The organism is Synechocystis sp. CACIAM 05, assembly GCF_010222815.1.
Classification (GTDB): Bacteria; Cyanobacteriota; Cyanobacteriia; order Cyanobacteriales; family Microcystaceae; genus Synechocystis.
The window spans coordinates 2984185-3001428 of sequence record NZ_CP019225.1; the positions used below are offsets into that span (position 1 = coordinate 2984185).

Annotated in this window: 17 protein-coding genes and 1 pseudogene; 5 read left to right on the forward strand and 13 right to left on the reverse strand. The window is 45.3% G+C overall.

The annotated features are described in order from the left end of the window. The first annotated feature begins 72 nt into the window (after positions 1 to 72). Positions 73 to 639 (forward strand): tyrosine-type recombinase/integrase, encoded by a 567-nt coding sequence (locus tag BWK47_RS14155; RefSeq protein WP_162329134.1) that lies wholly within the window; start codon positions 73 to 75, stop codon positions 637 to 639. 98 nt (positions 640 to 737) lie between these two features. Here BWK47_RS14155 and BWK47_RS14160 read toward each other — a convergent pair whose 3' ends face one another. After that, the gene (locus BWK47_RS14160) at positions 738 to 1151 is read right to left on the reverse strand and encodes a heavy metal-responsive transcriptional regulator (RefSeq protein WP_162329135.1); all 414 of its coding nucleotides are present in this window, start codon (positions 1149 to 1151) and stop codon (positions 738 to 740) included. Between the two features lie 184 nt (positions 1152 to 1335). On the opposite strand from BWK47_RS14160, the gene BWK47_RS14165 reads away from it, so the two are divergent. Then, on the forward strand, positions 1336 to 2145 hold the full coding sequence (locus BWK47_RS14165) for a MauE/DoxX family redox-associated membrane protein (RefSeq protein ID WP_162329136.1): 810 nt from the start codon (positions 1336 to 1338) through the stop codon (positions 2143 to 2145). A gap of 78 nt (positions 2146 to 2223) precedes the next feature. On the opposite strand, the gene BWK47_RS14170 is transcribed toward BWK47_RS14165, so the two are convergent. From BWK47_RS14170 to BWK47_RS14180, 3 genes are read right to left on the reverse strand one after another with little or no spacing between them, the layout of a single operon-like run. Continuing rightward, complete coding sequence (locus BWK47_RS14170; protein WP_162329137.1) at positions 2224 to 2703, reverse strand: hypothetical protein; 480 nt, start codon at positions 2701 to 2703, stop codon at positions 2224 to 2226. A gap of 15 nt (positions 2704 to 2718) precedes the next feature. Next, complete coding sequence (locus BWK47_RS14175) at positions 2719 to 5859, reverse strand: efflux RND transporter permease subunit (protein WP_162329138.1); 3141 nt, start codon at positions 5857 to 5859, stop codon at positions 2719 to 2721. 51 nt (positions 5860 to 5910) lie between these two features. Then, complete coding sequence (locus BWK47_RS14180) at positions 5911 to 7548, reverse strand: efflux RND transporter periplasmic adaptor subunit (RefSeq protein WP_162329139.1); 1638 nt, start codon at positions 7546 to 7548, stop codon at positions 5911 to 5913. A gap of 125 nt (positions 7549 to 7673) precedes the next feature. Here BWK47_RS14180 and BWK47_RS14185 point away from each other — a divergent pair, with 125 nt between their 5' ends. Further along, positions 7674 to 8288, forward strand: coding sequence for a Uma2 family endonuclease (locus BWK47_RS14185; RefSeq protein ID WP_162329140.1), 615 nt, complete (start codon positions 7674 to 7676; stop codon positions 8286 to 8288). Between the two features lie 208 nt (positions 8289 to 8496). Here BWK47_RS14185 and BWK47_RS14190 read toward each other — a convergent pair whose 3' ends face one another. The 4 genes and pseudogenes from BWK47_RS14190 to BWK47_RS17190 form a co-directional block, all read right to left on the reverse strand. After that, positions 8497 to 9495, reverse strand: a complete 999-nt coding sequence (locus BWK47_RS14190) for a hypothetical protein (RefSeq protein WP_204250419.1) — start codon at positions 9493 to 9495, stop codon at positions 8497 to 8499. Then, positions 9473 to 9742: pseudogene (locus tag BWK47_RS17430) on the reverse strand (type I restriction enzyme endonuclease domain-containing protein); the annotation flags it as partial. The gene BWK47_RS14190 and the pseudogene BWK47_RS17430, both read right to left, overlap by 23 nt. 47 nt (positions 9743 to 9789) lie before the next feature. Further along, entirely contained in the window at positions 9790 to 10353 is a 564-nt protein-coding gene (locus BWK47_RS14200) for a peroxiredoxin (protein WP_162329142.1), read from the reverse strand. An 8-nt stretch (positions 10354 to 10361) separates the two neighbouring features. Next, on the reverse strand, positions 10362 to 10529 hold the full coding sequence (locus tag BWK47_RS17190) for a hypothetical protein (RefSeq protein ID WP_237269661.1): 168 nt from the start codon (positions 10527 to 10529) through the stop codon (positions 10362 to 10364). Between BWK47_RS17190 and BWK47_RS14205 the strand changes: the two genes are divergently transcribed. Beyond that, positions 10470 to 11168, forward strand: coding sequence for an HAD-IC family P-type ATPase (locus tag BWK47_RS14205; RefSeq protein WP_336235121.1), 699 nt, complete (start codon positions 10470 to 10472; stop codon positions 11166 to 11168). The two genes, BWK47_RS17190 and BWK47_RS14205, sit on opposite strands and share 60 nt — an antisense overlap. Positions 11169 to 11297: 129 nt before the next feature. Here the strand turns inward: BWK47_RS14205 and BWK47_RS14210 are convergent, their stop codons facing one another. Beyond that, positions 11298 to 11624, reverse strand: coding sequence for a YnfA family protein (locus BWK47_RS14210; protein ID WP_162329143.1), 327 nt, complete (start codon positions 11622 to 11624; stop codon positions 11298 to 11300). An 11-nt stretch (positions 11625 to 11635) separates the two neighbouring features. Then, positions 11636 to 12034, reverse strand: a complete 399-nt coding sequence (ziaR, locus tag BWK47_RS14215; protein WP_010873933.1) for a Zn(II)-sensing metalloregulatory transcriptional repressor ZiaR — start codon at positions 12032 to 12034, stop codon at positions 11636 to 11638. 151 nt (positions 12035 to 12185) lie between these two features. Between ziaR and BWK47_RS14220 the strand changes: the two genes are divergently transcribed. Beyond that, positions 12186 to 14351: a heavy metal translocating P-type ATPase gene (locus tag BWK47_RS14220; RefSeq protein ID WP_010873934.1), complete on the forward strand. Its 2166-nt coding sequence runs from the start codon at positions 12186 to 12188 to the stop codon at positions 14349 to 14351. A gap of 26 nt (positions 14352 to 14377) precedes the next feature. Here the strand turns inward: BWK47_RS14220 and rppB are convergent, their stop codons facing one another. The 3 genes from rppB to BWK47_RS14235 are packed head-to-tail and all read right to left on the reverse strand — an operon-like array spanning position 14378 to position 17036. Next, a complete protein-coding gene (rppB, locus tag BWK47_RS14225; RefSeq protein WP_162329144.1) occupies positions 14378 to 15754 on the reverse strand; it encodes a two-component system sensor histidine kinase RppB in 1377 nt (458 codons plus the stop codon). Further along, complete coding sequence (rppA, locus tag BWK47_RS14230; RefSeq protein ID WP_162329145.1) at positions 15741 to 16439, reverse strand: two-component system response regulator RppA; 699 nt, start codon at positions 16437 to 16439, stop codon at positions 15741 to 15743. Before rppA ends, rppB begins: the two co-directional genes overlap by 14 nt. Before the next feature lie 6 nt (positions 16440 to 16445). Next, positions 16446 to 17036: a DUF305 domain-containing protein gene (locus BWK47_RS14235; protein ID WP_162329146.1), complete on the reverse strand. Its 591-nt coding sequence runs from the start codon at positions 17034 to 17036 to the stop codon at positions 16446 to 16448. Positions 17037 to 17244: the final 208 nt, after the last annotated feature.

Sequence of the window (17244 nt, forward strand, 5' to 3'; positions counted from 1 at the left end):
GCGACGGGGAATCAAAAAAATTCCACGATAGAATTAGGGTTGTGGCAGCTATTCAATGTTTCATGAAATTGAATGAAAATTAACCGTCAGGGGCAGGCAAAAGTATTAACTGAGCAGGAATTACATGACTTGTTCACCATTGGCTTGCTCACTCCCCGCGATCGCCTTTTATTCGGGATCTGCCTTTATACTGGTTGCCGTATTGGTGAAGCCTGTTCTTTGGCTTGGGCTGATGTCACCACGGATGCCATGACTTTCCGCATTGAAAAAACTAAAACCAAATCCAGTCGCACTGTGGCCATTACTCCAGCGTTGCAAGTTTTATTTGATGAGTACCGGCAAGCCCAACAATTCGTTAGGTTTTCATCGTCCTATGTATTTCGGGGCAAACGGGTGGGGTCACATTTTCATCCTTCCATGGCCCACAAAATTTTGAAAGCTGCTACGGATAGGATTGAAGTCAGGGGGGTATCTACCCATTCTTTCCGCCGGACTGCGTTAACGATGATGTGTCGCAAGGGGATTAATCTCCGGGTTATTCAAAAGATTAGTGGTCATAAGAATTTGAATGTGTTGTCCCACTACCTGGAGGTTTCTGAACAAGAGAAGGAGCAAGCCTTGTCAACAATTTCATTTTGAAATCGACTATCATTTCAGTACATTTGACCCCATAGAGATATCCCACAAATCTGACGGGTGCTATCTTCCCAACAATAAGGCGATCACCAAGAATTTTATTACCTGTCAACAGATGCAATGAGTGGGCAAAAGCTCTCTTCATTATCATCATCAGATATAGATGACCATTGAGAAGAATACCTTTCTAATTCTGATTTGAATGACATCATACTTTTAATCTTAAGATCAAGCTCTGTTATTTTGTTGATCAATAATATTTTTACTAAGTCACAAGAATTTTTTCCATGACTTGTAACTTCTAAAATTTGCTTAATTTCTTCTAAAGAGAAGCCTAAAGACTGGGCTTTCTTAATAAATTTAACTTGCTGAATAGCATTTTTGCTGTAATAACGATAATGATTGTCTCCCCTTTCTTCAGGAAAGAGTAAATGAAGTGTTTCATAATATCTTAGAGTGCCGACGGAAACCCCGGTCTGTTTAGCAATATCCCCAATTTTTAAGAGACTAACCATAATCTTCACTCTTTTTGAAGGGTACTAATCTTTCTATTGTAAACCCTCTAGTTAGCTATAGGGTCAAGCCCTTTACATAAAAAACAATATTAAAAAATAGTGGTTGTAACCCTTGACTCTATAGTCCACTACAGGGTCTACATTTAGCTTATTAACCTGCAATATCTTTTTTGAGGTGAGCCTAATGACAATTGTCCATGAACGCCTAACTGAAACCACACTTCTGAAGGTGTATAGAATGTCTACTCCAGACCATAACTGCCCTTGGGGACTGAAAGCTATCAATTTGTTACAAGAGCAAGGTATTCCTTACGAGGATATTAAATTAACAACTCAAGATGAAGTTAATTCATTTAAGATCAAATATGAGGTGGCAACCACACCTCAAATCTTTCAAGGAGAGACAAGGATTGGGGGCTATACTGACCTGGCTAAACTGTTGATGGTTGATCCAGAAAAGGCTGATTACTCCTATACCCCAGTAATTGCTCTATTTTCAACGGCTGGGCTAATTACCTTGGCAACATCCCTAGGATTAACTGGATTAATGGGAATTTCTTTATCCATGCTTGCCTCGTTGAAGTTAATGGATATTGAGTCTTTTGCTAATAGCTTTGAAAAATATGACTTGATTACTAAAAAATGCAAAGCTTATGGTAAAGTTTATCCTTTTATTGAATTAATCTTAGGTTTGGGTTATTTATCGGGAATAGCACCATTAGCCACTGGCATTGTTTCTTTTTTAGTTGGCATTAGTGGTACAGCATCAGTTTTTAAGGCTGTTTACATTGATAAACTATCTTTGAATTGTGCTTGTATTGGAGGCAATTCAAAGGCACCTTTAGGGATTATTAGTTTTTCCGAGAATGCAATCATGGCTCTGATGGGAGTTAGTTTGCTGTTCTCTTCTGTAGGTCAACCAGTATTAAGTACAGGGGAAATTAATGATTTTTGGGTGTCCAATAGAATAGAAACGGTGGAAATTAAACACTAATTGATTTTTATTAATTGGATAATTTTAGGATTTTATGAGCTATGGATAGTGGTAATCAATTTACTGTCCATAGCTATTTCAATATTTAAAGTTGAATCTTCCGTTGACTTTTTCACCATCAATGTCACTCAAAATTGCAAGTTTATAATCCCCTGAGACTTGGGTAGAAAGAAGAGCTGTATAGTGCTTATCTTGATCACTATAGGCAAAGTTAATGTCTTGCTGGCTACCATCGGGAAACTGAATTTTTCCGGTCACAACGGCATTGGGAACTGCTTCATGTTCAATGCCTTTCTGTAGGTAAAAATCCAGATGGAAACCCCCAGCTTCTTTAATGGGAAGTAATTCTAAATGGTAATCACCCATTTCAATGACCTGTCCCCCTTGGGCCCCATGGGATTCGGCTTTGTCCTGCTCGATATTTTCCGTTGAGGCATTGCTAGGACTTGGGGATGGACTCACCGCAACATCCGTTGTTGGCGTTGGATTACCACAGGCATTGAGCAGAAAAACTGTGGTTAAAAGGATGACAGGATTGGCTACGATTTGATATTTCATAAATAAGTTAATAATTTAAACTTTTGTCAGGACATTAATGGGAGTTGATTCTGGAGTAGTAACACTAGCTAATGGACGTAAAAATCGTCCAAATTGGGCATACAAAGCTGGTAATACCAATAGAGTTAAAGCGGTGGAGGTGAAGAGTCCCCCCAAAATGACGATCGCCAGGGGTTGGAGGATTTCCTTACCGGCTCCGGTGCCGATCGCCAGGGGCAACATACCCAGGGCGGAGGTGAGGGCAGTCATCAAAATGGCGACTAATCTTTCTTGGGAACCTTCATGGATCACCTGGGCTAGGGGCAATGCTAGGGCAAACTTTTGATTGTAGTTATCCACCAGCAATAAACCATTACGGACAGCCACTCCGAATAGGGTAATAAAACCCACCAAAGAAGCAACGGAAATAACGCCCCCCGTCACGGCGATCGCCAAAATTCCTCCAGCCAAAGCCAAGGGAAGATTGACCATAATCATTAGAGTTGCGGCTAGGGATTTGACCGCGAAATACATCAAAATAGTGATGACAACGATGGATAAAAAGCCAAACAGTAAAAGATTTTGACTGGCCCGTTCCTCCGATTCAAACTGACCACCGTACTGGATGAAATAACCCGTAGGAAGAGAAACTTTTTCCTTTACTTGGGCTTGAATATCGTTGACCACAGACCGCAAATCTCGGCCCTTAACGTTGGCAGAAGCAACAATTAACCGGGAAACATTTTCTCGATTGATGGTATTGGGGCCGGTGCCATAAGTAATTTGGGCGACTTGGGCTAGGGGAATTTTGGTGCCGCTGGGGGTATCCACCAGTAAATTACTAATGGTTTCTAGGTTATTGCGGGCATCTGCTTTCAGCCAAACCAGCAGATCAAATAATTGTTGATCCTGCAAAACTTGGGAGGCTACTCTACCGTTCAATGCGGTTTCTACTAACTGAGAAAGTTCGCCAACGGTTAACCCATAACGCCCGGCCGCTAGGCGATCAAACTGAATTTGTACCTGACGCACCGGGACTTGGGGTTCTAGTTGTAAATCCACCAGCCCAGGAATCTCCGCCATGGCCGTTTCCACCGATTTCCCCAGGGTGCGGAGTTGTTCTAAGTCGGGGCCAAAAATTTTAACGGCGATCGCACTTCTGACCCCCGATAACACTTCATCCATGCGGTGGGAAATAAAACCGCCAATGTTGGGAGCCACCCCAGGAATTTTGTCAAACTCAGCCCGTAGGGTTTCAATACTCCCTTCCCGGTCGGCCATCCCTGCGTCACTAAGTTCTACGTCCAAATGGCCTAAATTGACCCCACCGGCATCGGCATCCCCAGGGGCCCGGCCAGAACGTAATTGTACGGAGCTAAAGCGGGGATCTTCTTTGAGAGCATCCTGGAGGGCAAAACCAACCCGATTAGTGGCTTCCAGGGAACTACCGGGATAAAGCAGTAGGGCATTAACCAAGGATTGTTCTTGGAATTCTGGCAGAAAAACCCGCCCCATACTGGGTACTAGGCTGAGGGAAAAGATAAAAAAGGCGATCGCCGCCCCAATAATCCAGCGGGGATGGTGGGTACTGAACTTTAATAAGGGCTGATAAATCCTCCGGCTAATGTGAGCCAACCAAGTTTCATCACTGGGCAAACGGCAGGGGGCTAATAGGAGGGCACAGAGGGCTGGGGAAAGGGTCATGGCCACTAGGGTCGAAGCCATAATGGACAACAAATAAGCCACCCCCATGGGGGCAAAAATGCGCCCTTCTACCCCCGTCAGACTAAAAATGGGGGCAAAGACAACAACGATGATGACTGTGGAAAAAATCACACTGGTACGAACTTCCACAGAGGTGTCGTAAACCACTTGAAAGGGATGCTTGGGATTACCCAAAGCTTGATTTTTGCGGAGACCCCGGTAGCAATTTTCCATATCAACGATGGAGTCATCCACTACAGAGCCGATCGCCACCGCTAAACCTCCTAGGGTCATGGCGTTAATACCTTGACCGAACCAACCTAAAATCATCATGCCAATGAGAATGGAGAGGGGAATGGCACTGAGGGTAATAATCGCAGTGCGCCAATTCATTAGAAACATCACCATCACCACAGCGACGATGATAATGCCATCCCGCAAAGAATCCCGCACATTGGCGATCGCCGCATCAATAAAACTTTCTTGGCGAAACGTAACCTGGAGATTGACCCCGGCAGGGAGGGCGGCCTTTACTTCTGCCATGGTTCTTTCCACCGCTTTGGTCACCGTGGGGGTATCAGCCTGGGGTTGTTTATCAATTACCAGCACCACCGCCCGTTGGCCATCCACACTGCCATCGCCCCTCATCAAAGCCGGGCCAATGACCACTTCCGCCACATCCCGGAGCAGAATCGGTGTCCCATCCCTAGCTGTCACCACGGAATCCGCCAATTGGGATAAATTTTCGATGCGCCCTAACCCTCGAATCACATCTTCTTGGTCGGCAGTTAATAAAAATCCCCCCGCTGCATTGACATTGGCCTCCTCCACCGCCTCGGTCACCTGTTGGAGGGAAATATTAAAAGCCTTGAGGCGGGCAGGATCGACTAAAACCTGATACTGCTTAACGTCCCCCCCATAAACGACTACTTGGGAAACTCCCGGTACGGCCAAAATTTGATTGGTGATTTCCCGGTCCACCCGCCGCCGCACTTCCATCAAATTGACCTGGGGGTTTGTCGGGGACTCCTCCACGGTTAAGGCGTACATCAAAATGGTGCTAATGGGGGAAGATACAGGGGAGATTTGTGGTTCCTCTGCTCCGCTGGGTAATTTACTCCGGGCCGATTGGAGTCTTTCCGTTACCAATTGTCTGGCTCGATAAATGTCTGTGTTATCGGCAAAAATAGCCTTAACCACGGAAATGCCCACCGCTGAGGAAGACCGCACCATTTCTACCCCTGGGGTGCCATTCACCGCACTTTCGATGGGCAGAGTAATTAGAGTTTCCACTTCCTCCGGCGCTAAACCGGGGGCCTCGGTTTGAATTTCCACCTGGGGCGGTGCAAAGGGGGGGAACACATCCAACGGCATCCGGGTGAGGTTGTAGGTTCCTAAAATAGCTACCAAAATGGCTCCAATAACCACTAGCCAACGTTGGGTGATCGACCATTTGAGGATGGCATTAAGCATTTTCTAAGCAAATAGCAAGGGTAAATGGATGGCTTGAGGAATTCGGATTATTTAGGGGAAATCCTGGTGGGATGGGGTTTCAATCAGGACTTTTTCAATTTCCAGGGATGGTTCCTCTGGGCTAGACGTTAAGCTAGGCTCCCGCAACTGCTGACTTTGTTGGCGTTTTCCCCACAGGCTACCGGCCCAAAATAATCCGGCGGCCACAACTGTTCCCCCCAAGGGGAAAAGCCATGACGTTACTCCAGGCAGGGCAAAAGTAGATGCGGTTATTTCTGTAGATTCTTCAGTCTCTTCTATTTTTTCTGCTGGTTTAGCCCGCAAAGATTGGGCATAGAGCTGACTAGCCCGTTGGCTGACCACTAAATCCCCGGCAAACAAACCGTCGGTGATTTCCACCCAGTCCCCGGCGGTCTGCCCCAGGGTAACGGTAATGGGTTCAAAAACATTGCCATTCTGCACAAAGACCAGATTTTGCTGATCATTGGTTTTGACTATCGCCGAGGAGGGAACAGCAAGCACAGGGGTCGAGGTACGGTCGGTTAGGACTTCCAACTCCACAAACAGGCCGGGCTTCAGTTGACCGTCGGGATTATCCAATGTCGCTTTGACGGAAACGATCCGATTGTCTCCTTCCACCACGGAGCCGATTTGATTGATCCTGCCCCTAAAGGTTTTATCCGGTGAACTACTGACCCAGCCCCGAATACCTTGGCCCCGGCGAATTTTGTTTAGATCCTTCTCGTAGATATTGGCTGAAACTTGAACTTGCTGACTATTAATTAGGGTAAAAATTGGCTCCCCTGCATCTTGGCGAGACTCTCCGACTTTAATCTCATGTTCTGGGGTAGTGGCAGGGTCAACAACGATCCCATCGATGGGGGCTTTAATGACAATGGTGCCATCGGGGCGGGCATCAGTCCCCAATTGTTGTAAACGGGTTTGATAGTTTTCCTCGCTCAATTTGACCTGTTTTTGAGCCACGCTTAAGGCAGCTTGGGCCCGCTTAATTTGAGCTTGGGCTTCACTGACCGGCAAACGACTTTGGGTTCTCACTAAATTAGCCTGGGCTTGGGCTAAGGCCACTTCTGATTCTAAAAACTGGCGACGGGGGAGGGCCCCATTGGCTTCTAACTCCTGGTCTCGCTGGTAACGTTCTTGGGCAAATTCCTTAGCAATGCGGGCTTCTTCAATTTCACTCTTGGCTACCTGTTGTTGTTGGCGGTAATTTTCCTGGGCTAGTGCCAAATCCGCTTGGGCCTCTTCCACAGCGGCGATCGCCAAACTTTGTCTGTCTTGAGCGGTGGTGCGGAGTTCAGCTAATTCAGCGCTGGTCATAATCGCCACTGGTTGGCCAGCCCTGACCGTTGCCCCAGGCAAAACCAAGAGTTTGAGTAACTTTCCCCCCACTGGTGTTGTAACTTCTACCCTTTGTTGCGGCAGGGTTTCAATCTGCCCCGTTGTTCTAATGCCAGTGTCTAGATAACGAGATTGTACAGGCTCCACTTGAATATCCAGACGACGAATGGTATCCCCATCAAGGGAAATGCCCTGGGCCGACTGGGCCGATTCACTTTGGTGAAATTCATCTCCGTGCCCTGCATGGGCAAAAGTTACCGTAGGAGATCCCGTTAACATTCCCAACATCAGGGTCAAAGCCCAACTCCGAGCAATCATCCGGCTTTGCATAGAACTATGACAACGCAACGTCCTCAGTGTTTCATAGCAATATGAAATCAAGATGAAATGGGATTACGACCGGGCGATCGTCTCCCATCTCTAGGCGGCGATAAAATAAGAAGAATCTAGCATTGATGCAATCTCAGCAGAGGGCCGTCCCCATGACCGTCGTCACTTCTCCGCCTATTCTGACCAAAAATCAACATTTCGTTCTACCCGGTTACCACAGTTGGGAAACGTTTAAAGCCATTCAAGGGGCGATGGCTCAAGGGCCAGGGCTACGCATGACCTATTTAGATGGAGTAATTGAGTTCATGACCCTGGGAGAATATCACGAGTCAATAAAAACCATTATTGGATTTCTAATTGAATATTATCTGTTCACTCAAGGAATCGAATTTATTCCAGTAGGTAGTGCGACCCGTGAATCAAAGGAAAAGTCTGTATCTTTTGAGCCGGATGAATCTTACTATCTCGGGGAGAAAAAGGAGCATCCTGATTTAGCTATTGAGGTCAATGTTACCAGTGGTAGTCCTAAGAAACTCGAAAAATATCAGCGGCTTAGCATTCGTGAGGTTTGGATGTGGCAGGATAATAAATTTTTTATTTACTCCCTAGACGGCGATCGCTACCAAGAAACCCCCAAAAGCCAATTACTCCCTGATTTAGATTTTACGTTGCTAGAAGCATGTGTCTTGATGCCCTCCCGACTAGAGGCCATCCAAAGGTTTACCGCTCAATCAAAGTAAGTGTATCTCTTGATCTAACGGCAATCACCAATAAACCCTTAGTAAAAGTGTGTAACAGGTCAAACTCTTTTTTTGATGGCGATCGCCTAATGCTCCGTGAGAGAATACCCACCATGAAGTTCACGACTAAGGACTGTCAGGATAGACTAAGAAAAGTGGTGAGTGAGATTTTTTGGGTATTATCTTGAAAATTTATAACCAAAAGACATTAATTTTTTCTTGATTTCCAGTAAACTGGCAAATAAAAACTGTAACCCCAATCTTTAGTTTCAATTGTATCTGGAGTTATCGAATATTTTGGTTTTTTATGTTCAACTAAAATTCCCCTTTTATGAAAAACAAATAGTGATAAATTATTTTTCTGAAAATGCTCATATTCATTCCAAAGAATTAAAACCCCACTGACACTTCTGTAGTCATTTTTTAATAGGCTTTCAATATCATTTTTTACATTTTCTATTTTTTGGGGTATTTTATTTAAGTGTTGATCTAACTCAACTTGTAAACATGGGCAAATACCTGATATATCAAGGACAAGAACTCCACAAGATTTTAATTTTTTTATTTCAGAGAATTCTTTTATTTGTCTATTTGATTGTTTTATCTTAGATTGAATAATTATTTTGTCACAATGATTCATTAATCTTTTACACTCAAACAAAATCACTGATGGAGGACTAGATATAATAAGCTTAAAATCAGGAGATGAAGTTTCTCTTTCTGGAATCGCTTCTATTGAATAGTTATGTTTATTAAGATATCGTGCAGCGCAAGCAAATTCTGTCATTAATGATAAATAATCTTCATTGCTTAACACTCTAGATTTATTTCTTTTGATTATGTCTGGATTTCTATAATTACCGAAATTACCTAAAATAAAATCATTTTTTGTTCTGCCACTGCATTTATTGATGATAAAATTCATTAAAACAACTTCTAGTATCTGATTAATTTTATCTTCATTTTCTGGCCATTTGATAACTCCACCTTGATCAATCATCAAATCGCAAATCTCTAAAGATTTTCGTGCTGGATGATCTTTATATTTTTTCTTATTTAAAATAGAATCATATTTATCTCCTAAAATTTCTTTTATAAATTCTTTTTGTTTAGAAAAATTTGAATATAAAAGATAGCTATTTTTTTGATTGTAAAAATTTGGCTTAAGTGTATAAATCATAATATTAATTGGTTTTGCTAATCTCAAAATCAACGAAGATAGTTGCTTGTTCCCATACTAACTCAGTTGCTAAAGCGACCATATTGGGAAGATAGCCATATTGTCGCAATAGAGGCTTGACCATAACCTTAATTCTGCCTCTTGCGCCTTCCCGTAGGTTCCAATCAATCGACACATTTTTGCGGATGCGGTCAGTGAGGACAAGTGCTAGCTCGCGTAGTTGAGGAGCCCCCATAACATCTCTGGCACTGTCATTTTGGGCAAGAGCATCATAAAAAGCAAGCTCAACTGATTAAGCCTAAGCTTTTCGGTGGGCAGGCATTATTCTCCGGTGTATTTTTCCAGCCACTTAATTACGTCATCGGCATTTTTATCCGGTGGAAAGACTGGATAGAAAAATTTGATAATTTTGCCTTCTTCAACAATCAGGGTAACTCGCTTGATGAAATATTTACCTTCTACTTCAAACATTGGCAATTGCAACATAGTGGTAAAGTTCAATGCATGATCACTCAAAAGTTCAAAAGGTAAATGTAGCCTTGTCTTTGCCTCTAATTGATGGTTAGTGCTTTGGGTGCTAAGACCAAATACGCTTGCCCCCAATTTATTTAGCTGTTGATAATGATCCCGAAAATTACAGGACTGTGGCGTACATCCTCTTGCTCCAGGTATCCCATCCCATTGGTCAGGAAGGGGGATTCCAGGTTGCCCTGTCATGGGATAGCAGTAAACCACAACGCGACCTAAGATTATTGATAAATCAACATATTCACCTTGAGTTGAAGGTAAAGAGATGGACGGCAAATATATTCCCAGTAAATGACTACAAGCACCATCATCAACTGGAATGGGGAGATCGGGGGGCAATTCTGTCAACTTATCCATATAGCTTTTTATAACAGGAACTTTAGGCGATCGCCGACTTCACCCGTCAACAGAACCAAGCCTGGGCAACAGCCAGGAACGTTCAAGCGCAGGCGGGACAGGGCATTATCGGAGACATTGAGGGCCAACAGGCGATAGTTGGTAAAGCCGTGTTTGTTCAGGCCCAGGTCAATCATGTTGCTACAAACCTGATAGAGCAAAGTCAGCAGTGGGAAGCTGAAGGTAAAACCGTCGTCTGGGTTGCCTACGCTGGAGAGATTTTAGGTCTCATTGCCGTGGCAGATACTGTACGACCCACCGCCGCCCAGGCGATCGCCCGATTAAAACGATTAGGAATTGAGCGAATTGTCATGCTAACTGGGGATAACTCACGTACCGCCCACAGCATTGCTCAACAGGTGGGAGTTAATCAGGTTTATGCAGAACTTTTGCCCGAAGATAAAGTGGATGTGATTCGCCAACTCCAGAAGCAGTATCAATCCGTCGCCATGGTGGGAGACGGCATCAATGATGCACCCGCCTTAGCTCAGGCATCTGTTGGTATTGCGATGGGGGCCGCTGGTAGTGATGTGGCCTTAGAAACCGCAGATATTGTCTTAATGGCGGATCGTTTGGAGCGGTTAGAACACGCCATTCGTTTGGGTCGTCGCGCTCAAGGAGTGGTCAAACAAAACATTGTGTTTGCCCTTGGTTTTGTGATGATTCTGTTGATTGCAAACTTTGCGGGTAATATCACGCTGCCCTTTGGGGTTTTGGGGCATGAAGGCTCGACGGTAATCGTAACGTTGAGTGGATTGCGGTTACTAAGAGGGTAATTAATTAATGATGGAATTAAGAACCTGTTTATAAAGTCTGATTCTGCCCCCTAAATCCCCCAATACTGGGGGACTTTGACTTAGTTTCCCCCCAAACTTGGTGGGCCAGGGGGGCTTTTCAAACACGCTCTAAGCCCTGGTAGCATACATCATCACTAATACACCAACCAAGGCGATCGCCGCTCCAAGCCAGTCCAGGCGATCGACTACCACATTGTCTACTTGCCATCCCCAGATAATGGAGAGGATGATGAAAATTCCGCCATAGGCGGCATAGGCTCGCCCAAAGTTGGCAGGTTGAAGCGTTGCTACAAATCCATATACGGTGAGTAAAATTGCTCTAACTAATGCCAACCAAACACTTTTACCTTCCCGTATCCATAACCAAACTAAGTATCCGCCCCCAATTTCACACAAACCCGCCATGACAAAATAAAGCAGTGATCGCAGAATCATCGTCCATCTCCTTAATCCGATTCCTGCAAATGGTCTGCAACTTCCCGATACAAATTCATCACATGATTATCCGCCAAGCTGTAGTAAACATTACGGCCGACCCGGCGATACTTTACCAGGCGCTGCGATCGTAAAATTCGTAATTGATGGGAAACTGCCGATTCACTCACTTTCATCGCCGCTGCTAAATCACAGACACAGAGTTCTTGGCGGGCCAATGCCGACATTAAACGCAACCGACTCGGATCAGCTAGTGCACTGAAAAACTCCGCCATTTGCTGGGCCTGGTCCAATGACATCACCTCTGGTTGAACCTGTCGTACCTGCTCAAGATGAACAAGAGGTTGATCACAAAGGGGCATCTCTTCGTTCTGGCAGGATTGTGACTTTGACAACGAGGACTTACTCATAGAGGTTGGCGTTAGGAGCTAGGGAAAAATTTAAACTGGATTTAGAAAATGATTTTCATCCTAACATCTTTAATATCTGAGCATATCTTCAGGTGTTTCAAGATTTGTGCTACGGTTCAAGGAGGTTTTTCTTTAAATCACGTTGGCCGCCATGACCCAATCTTCACCGCTCAAAACTCAGCAAATGCAAGTCGGCGGCATGGACTGCACTAGTTGCAAGTTAAAAATTGAAGGTAGCTTGGAAAGATTGAAGGGAGTAGCAGAGGCCTCTGTCACGGTGGCCACGGGACGATTAACTGTTACCTATGATCCCAAGCAGGTCAGTGAAATAACCATTCAAGAACGGATCGCCGCCCTGGGTTACACCCTTGCAGAGCCAAAATCATCTGTAACGCTTAATGGTCATAAACATCCCCACTCCCATAGGGAAGAAGGCCATAGCCATAGTCATGGTGCTGGTGAATTTAATCTGAAACAAGAACTACTGCCCGTCCTGACGGCGATCGCCCTCTTTACCATTGCTATTTTGTTCGAGCAACCGTTACACAACACGCCAGGTCAGATTGCTGAATTTGCAGTGATTATTCCTGCCTATCTCTTGAGTGGTTGGACAGTGCTCAAAACAGCGGGACGCAATATTCTCAGAGGGCAGATTTTTGATGAAAACTTTTTAATGACGATCGCCACCTTGGGGGCCTTGGCAATTCATCAACTCCCCGAAGCCGTGGCCGTGATGTTGTTCTTTCGAGTGGGAGAGCTATTTCAAGAATACTCCGTTGGGCGATCGCGCCGTTCCATCAAAGCTTTACTGGAAGCACGTCCCGATACCGCGAACTTGAAGCGCAATGGTACAGTGCAACAAGTTTCCCCCGAAACGGTACAGGTTGATGACTTAATTTTGGTAAAGCCGGGTGAAAAAGTGCCCCTGGATGGCGAGATTTTAGGGGGAACTTCACAGGTAGATACTTCAGCACTGACTGGCGAATCGGTGCCCGGCACAGTTAAGCCTGGAGATACCATTCTTGCAGGCATGATCAACCAATCGGGTGTGTTGACAATTCGAGTCACCAAACTATTTAGTGAATCTTCGATCGCCAAAGTGCTCGATCTGGTTGAAAATGCGTCTAGCAAAAAGGCATCCACCGAGAAATTCATCACCCAATTTGCCCGCTACTACACTCCCGTTATCGTCTTTCTTTCGTTAGCCGTTGCCCTGTTACCACCTCTGTTCATCCCTGGGGCGGATCGAGCCGATTGGGTTTATCGTGCCTTGGTTCTGTTGGTGATTTCCTGTCCCTGTGGATTGGTGATCAGCATTCCGCTCGGCTATTTTGGTGGCATTGGGGGAGCCGCCAAACATGGGATTTTGATCAAGGGATCTACCTTTTTAGACTCCCTCACGGCCGTTAAAACCGTTGTGTTTGATAAAACTGGAACCTTAACCAAAGGCACATTTAAGGTTACTCAGGTCGTTACCAAAAATGGATTTTCTGAATCAGAATTGTTAACCCTAGCCGCAAAAGCCGAATCCCATTCCACTCATCCCATTGCCCTATCGATCCGCGAAGCTTATGCCCAGTCGATCGCTGACTCTGAAGTGGCCGACTACGAAGAAATTGCTGGGCATGGCATTCGAGCCGTTGTGCAAAATCAAGTCGTCATTGCGGGCAATGATCGCCTTTTGCATCGAGAAAAAATCGATCATGATACCTGTGACGTAGCCGGTACAGTGGTTCATCTCGCCGTAGATGGGCGCTATGGGGGCTATATTCTGATTGCCGACGAAATTAAGGAAGATGCGGTTCAAGCGATTCGAGACCTAAAACGCATGGGAGTTGAAAAGACCGTGATGCTGACCGGGGATAGTGAAATAGTAGCTCAATCCGTTGCCCAGCAAATTGGTTTAGATGCCTTTGTTGCTGAATTATTGCCAGAAGAAAAAGTCGATGAAATTGAGCAACTGCTAGATCCTTCAGGTAAAGCAAAACTGGCATTTGTAGGAGATGGTATTAATGATGCCCCCGTGATTGCCCGAGCCGATGTCGGTATAGCCATGGGGGGATTGGGCTCCGATGCTGCCATTGAAACAGCGGACGTGGTGTTGATGACCGATGCGCCCTCGAAGGTGGCCGAAGCGATTCATGTGGCCCGCAAAACTCGTCAAATTGTTGTACAGAACATTGTCCTAGCCCTAGGGATTAAAGCACTTTTTATCGCCCTGGGCACCATTGGCTTGGCAACCCTCTGGGAGGCGGTGTTTGCGGATGTGGGAGTAGCACTGTTAGCGATTTTGAATGCTACTCGGATTGCTAAGTAAAGTGCATTGACAGTATCCATACCCTGTTAGGTGAGATTTTTGGTACACTCTCGGGACTGTTGGTATGGTGGCGGACATATTGATAAGCGAATGGTGAATAAACTTCCCTGACCCAATTCACTCTCTACAGTCAAAACACCTTGATGCTTAACGGCGATCGCCTGGGCAATGGCAAGGCCTAATCCTGCCCCTCCCCGTTGTCGAGACCGGGCCGTGTCCACCCGATAAAAACGGTCAAAAACCCGGCTTTGATTCTCCGAAGCAATGCCAATGCCCGTATCTTGGACTTTGATGATGGCTTGCTGTTTATCGGTCTCAAGCATGACGGTTACCTCGCCCCCCGTTGGGGTGTAGTGAATGGCATTACTGATTAAATTACCCACCAAACGATAAAGCTGTTCTTCTTCTCCCCTGACCCAGATATTTGCTTGATTGTCTAACTTCGCAGATAACAATACCCCAGCGGCGATCGCCAAACCGGCAAATTCCTCTGTTAAATCCTCAACCAAATCATTGAGACAACAAAGGGTAAACTGAGTCGGATTAACTGTTGTTAAATCCATGCGGGAGAGGAGTAATAAATCATGGATTAAATGGCTGAGACGATAATTTTGTCGTTTTAAGGTTTGCAAGGTGCTATGGGTTTCTTCAGCATTAGGTTCTGCATTTAATGTCGTTTCCAACGTTGCCTGAATCGCCGTAATCGGTGTACGTAATTCGTGGGCAATATCAGCGGTGAACTGCTGGATTTGTTGGTAAGAACGATAAACTGGCTCCATGGCTAAGCCTGCTAACCACCAACTAGCACCACCGACCACAATCATCACAATGGGTAAACCCCAAACTAAAAAGCCTTGGATCGTGTGCAAATGATGGTCATATTCCACCAAGGAGCGCCCCACCTTTAAATAGCCCCAAGGTTCACCAGTAGCGGTTTTTAACTGCAACGAAACTTGGTGATAGCGGTTCCCTTTTTGATCCGTTAATGGTTTTTGACGGGTGGTTTCCCGCTCAAAGGCTAAGCCTGGGGGATTTTCCCCTGCCGTTGCTAATAATTGACCGTTTAAGTCTAAAAACCGGACATAATAGCCCGGCTGTTGGGTCGCATTGAGAATATGGCTCCGTTGAGGGAGCCTAGGGCAAGCCACATTACCCAAACAAAGATTAGGCAAAATTTGTTTAACTGACGGCTCTAACTGCCCTGGTTGTTGTAATAGTGGTTCCAATCCATCATGGAGAGTCCCCGCTAGGGAAGTAAGCTCTTGATCCAGCGATCGCCAATGATCCTGGGAAGTCATTTCATAAACGGCTAATCCACAAAGACCCAAAATTAGCCCCATGACCCCAGCATAATAACTGGCTAAACGCCAACGGGATAGATTGAATAATCTATTGTTCTGCATGGGTTGGATGGGGCTGGAAACGATACCCTAAGCCATACACGGTTTCAATGAGATTGCCATGGCCATACTCCTCTAATTTTCGCCGGAGCAAACGCACCTGGGCCGCTACAACATTACTGGTGGATTCCGCCGACAGCGCCCACAGTTGATTTTTAATCTGTTCACTACTAAGAATTTGCTGGGGATGTTTCATGAAGTACTCCAAAAGCTGGAACTCCTTGGCTGTGAGGGTAATTCTTGCTTCCTCTGGGGTTACTACCGCAAAAGTCCCATAATCTAATTCCCATTGCCCCACCTGTAACTGGGGGGGGTGCAATTCTGGCGATCTCCTTTGCAAAGAACGTAAACGGGCCAATAGTTCCGCCATGCCAAAGGGCTTAATTAAATAATCATCGGCCCCTGCGTCTAAACCCTCAACCCGGTCTGCAATTTGATCCTTCGCTGTCAGCATTAGAATCGGTAAAGAACTCCTTTGGCACCGGAGTTTTTGACACAATTCCAACCCTGATAACCCCGGCACCATCCAATCAAAAATAGCTAGGGTATAGTTCACCCAACCTTGATCCAGATAGCTCCAGGCTAAATTACCTTCCTGTACCCAATCAACAATGTAATTTTCCCTTCGGAGAGCTTTTTCTAAAGCCATTCCTAGATCTGGCTCATCCTCCACCAGTAAAAGTCTCATGCTTCCTCACTGACCATACCAGTTTTGATACCATTGCTTCATTTGCTTAATTTCCGCACTTTGGGAGCGGATAATGTCATCCATCAATTTATCCATCTCCGGGCGTTCCGTATTGGTTTTTAAATTGCTAGCCATCATCACTGCCATTTGGTGGTGGGGAATCATCTGACGAATAAATTCCCGGTCAAAGTTTTGGGCGGTGGCCAAAGCCTCTAAATCCATCGCCATCATGCCGTGACCTTGGTGCATTCCCATCATTCCCTGGCTCGACAAAGCAGGCACTGGTTGTTTAAACCATTGCTGATACCAGGTTTTCATTTCTTTGATTTCCCTTTCCTGGTCTCGGATAATATTCCGTGCCAACTCCTTGAGTTCAGGATGTTCGGCTTTTTGTAACGCCATCTCCGCCATATCAATGGCATCTTGATGGTGGGGAATCATCATTTCGATAAAACTTTGGTCTGTCCATTGCATGTGCATACCTTGTTGGGCCATCATCTGTGGTGGAGATTGATTGCGATAAACCGCTGTTACCCCAGCCGCTGAACCACTGAGGAGTAGTCCTGCCAACCCATATATCCAGAATTGATTACCCACGGGAATGCTTACCTCCTATTCCTTCTCTAATTCCAGTCTGGCAAAGCAAAATGAAATCAGGATGAAATTTAGAGCTCATTTATAAAGTCTTGTAATGGATAGCAAGTAGGAGAAGAAAAAAAGGAAAACTAAGAGTTAAGAGCAGAAGGAGACAAAGAGCATGAAAAGTCGACAGCCTATGAAACAGACCTGAGCGATGCAGAATGGG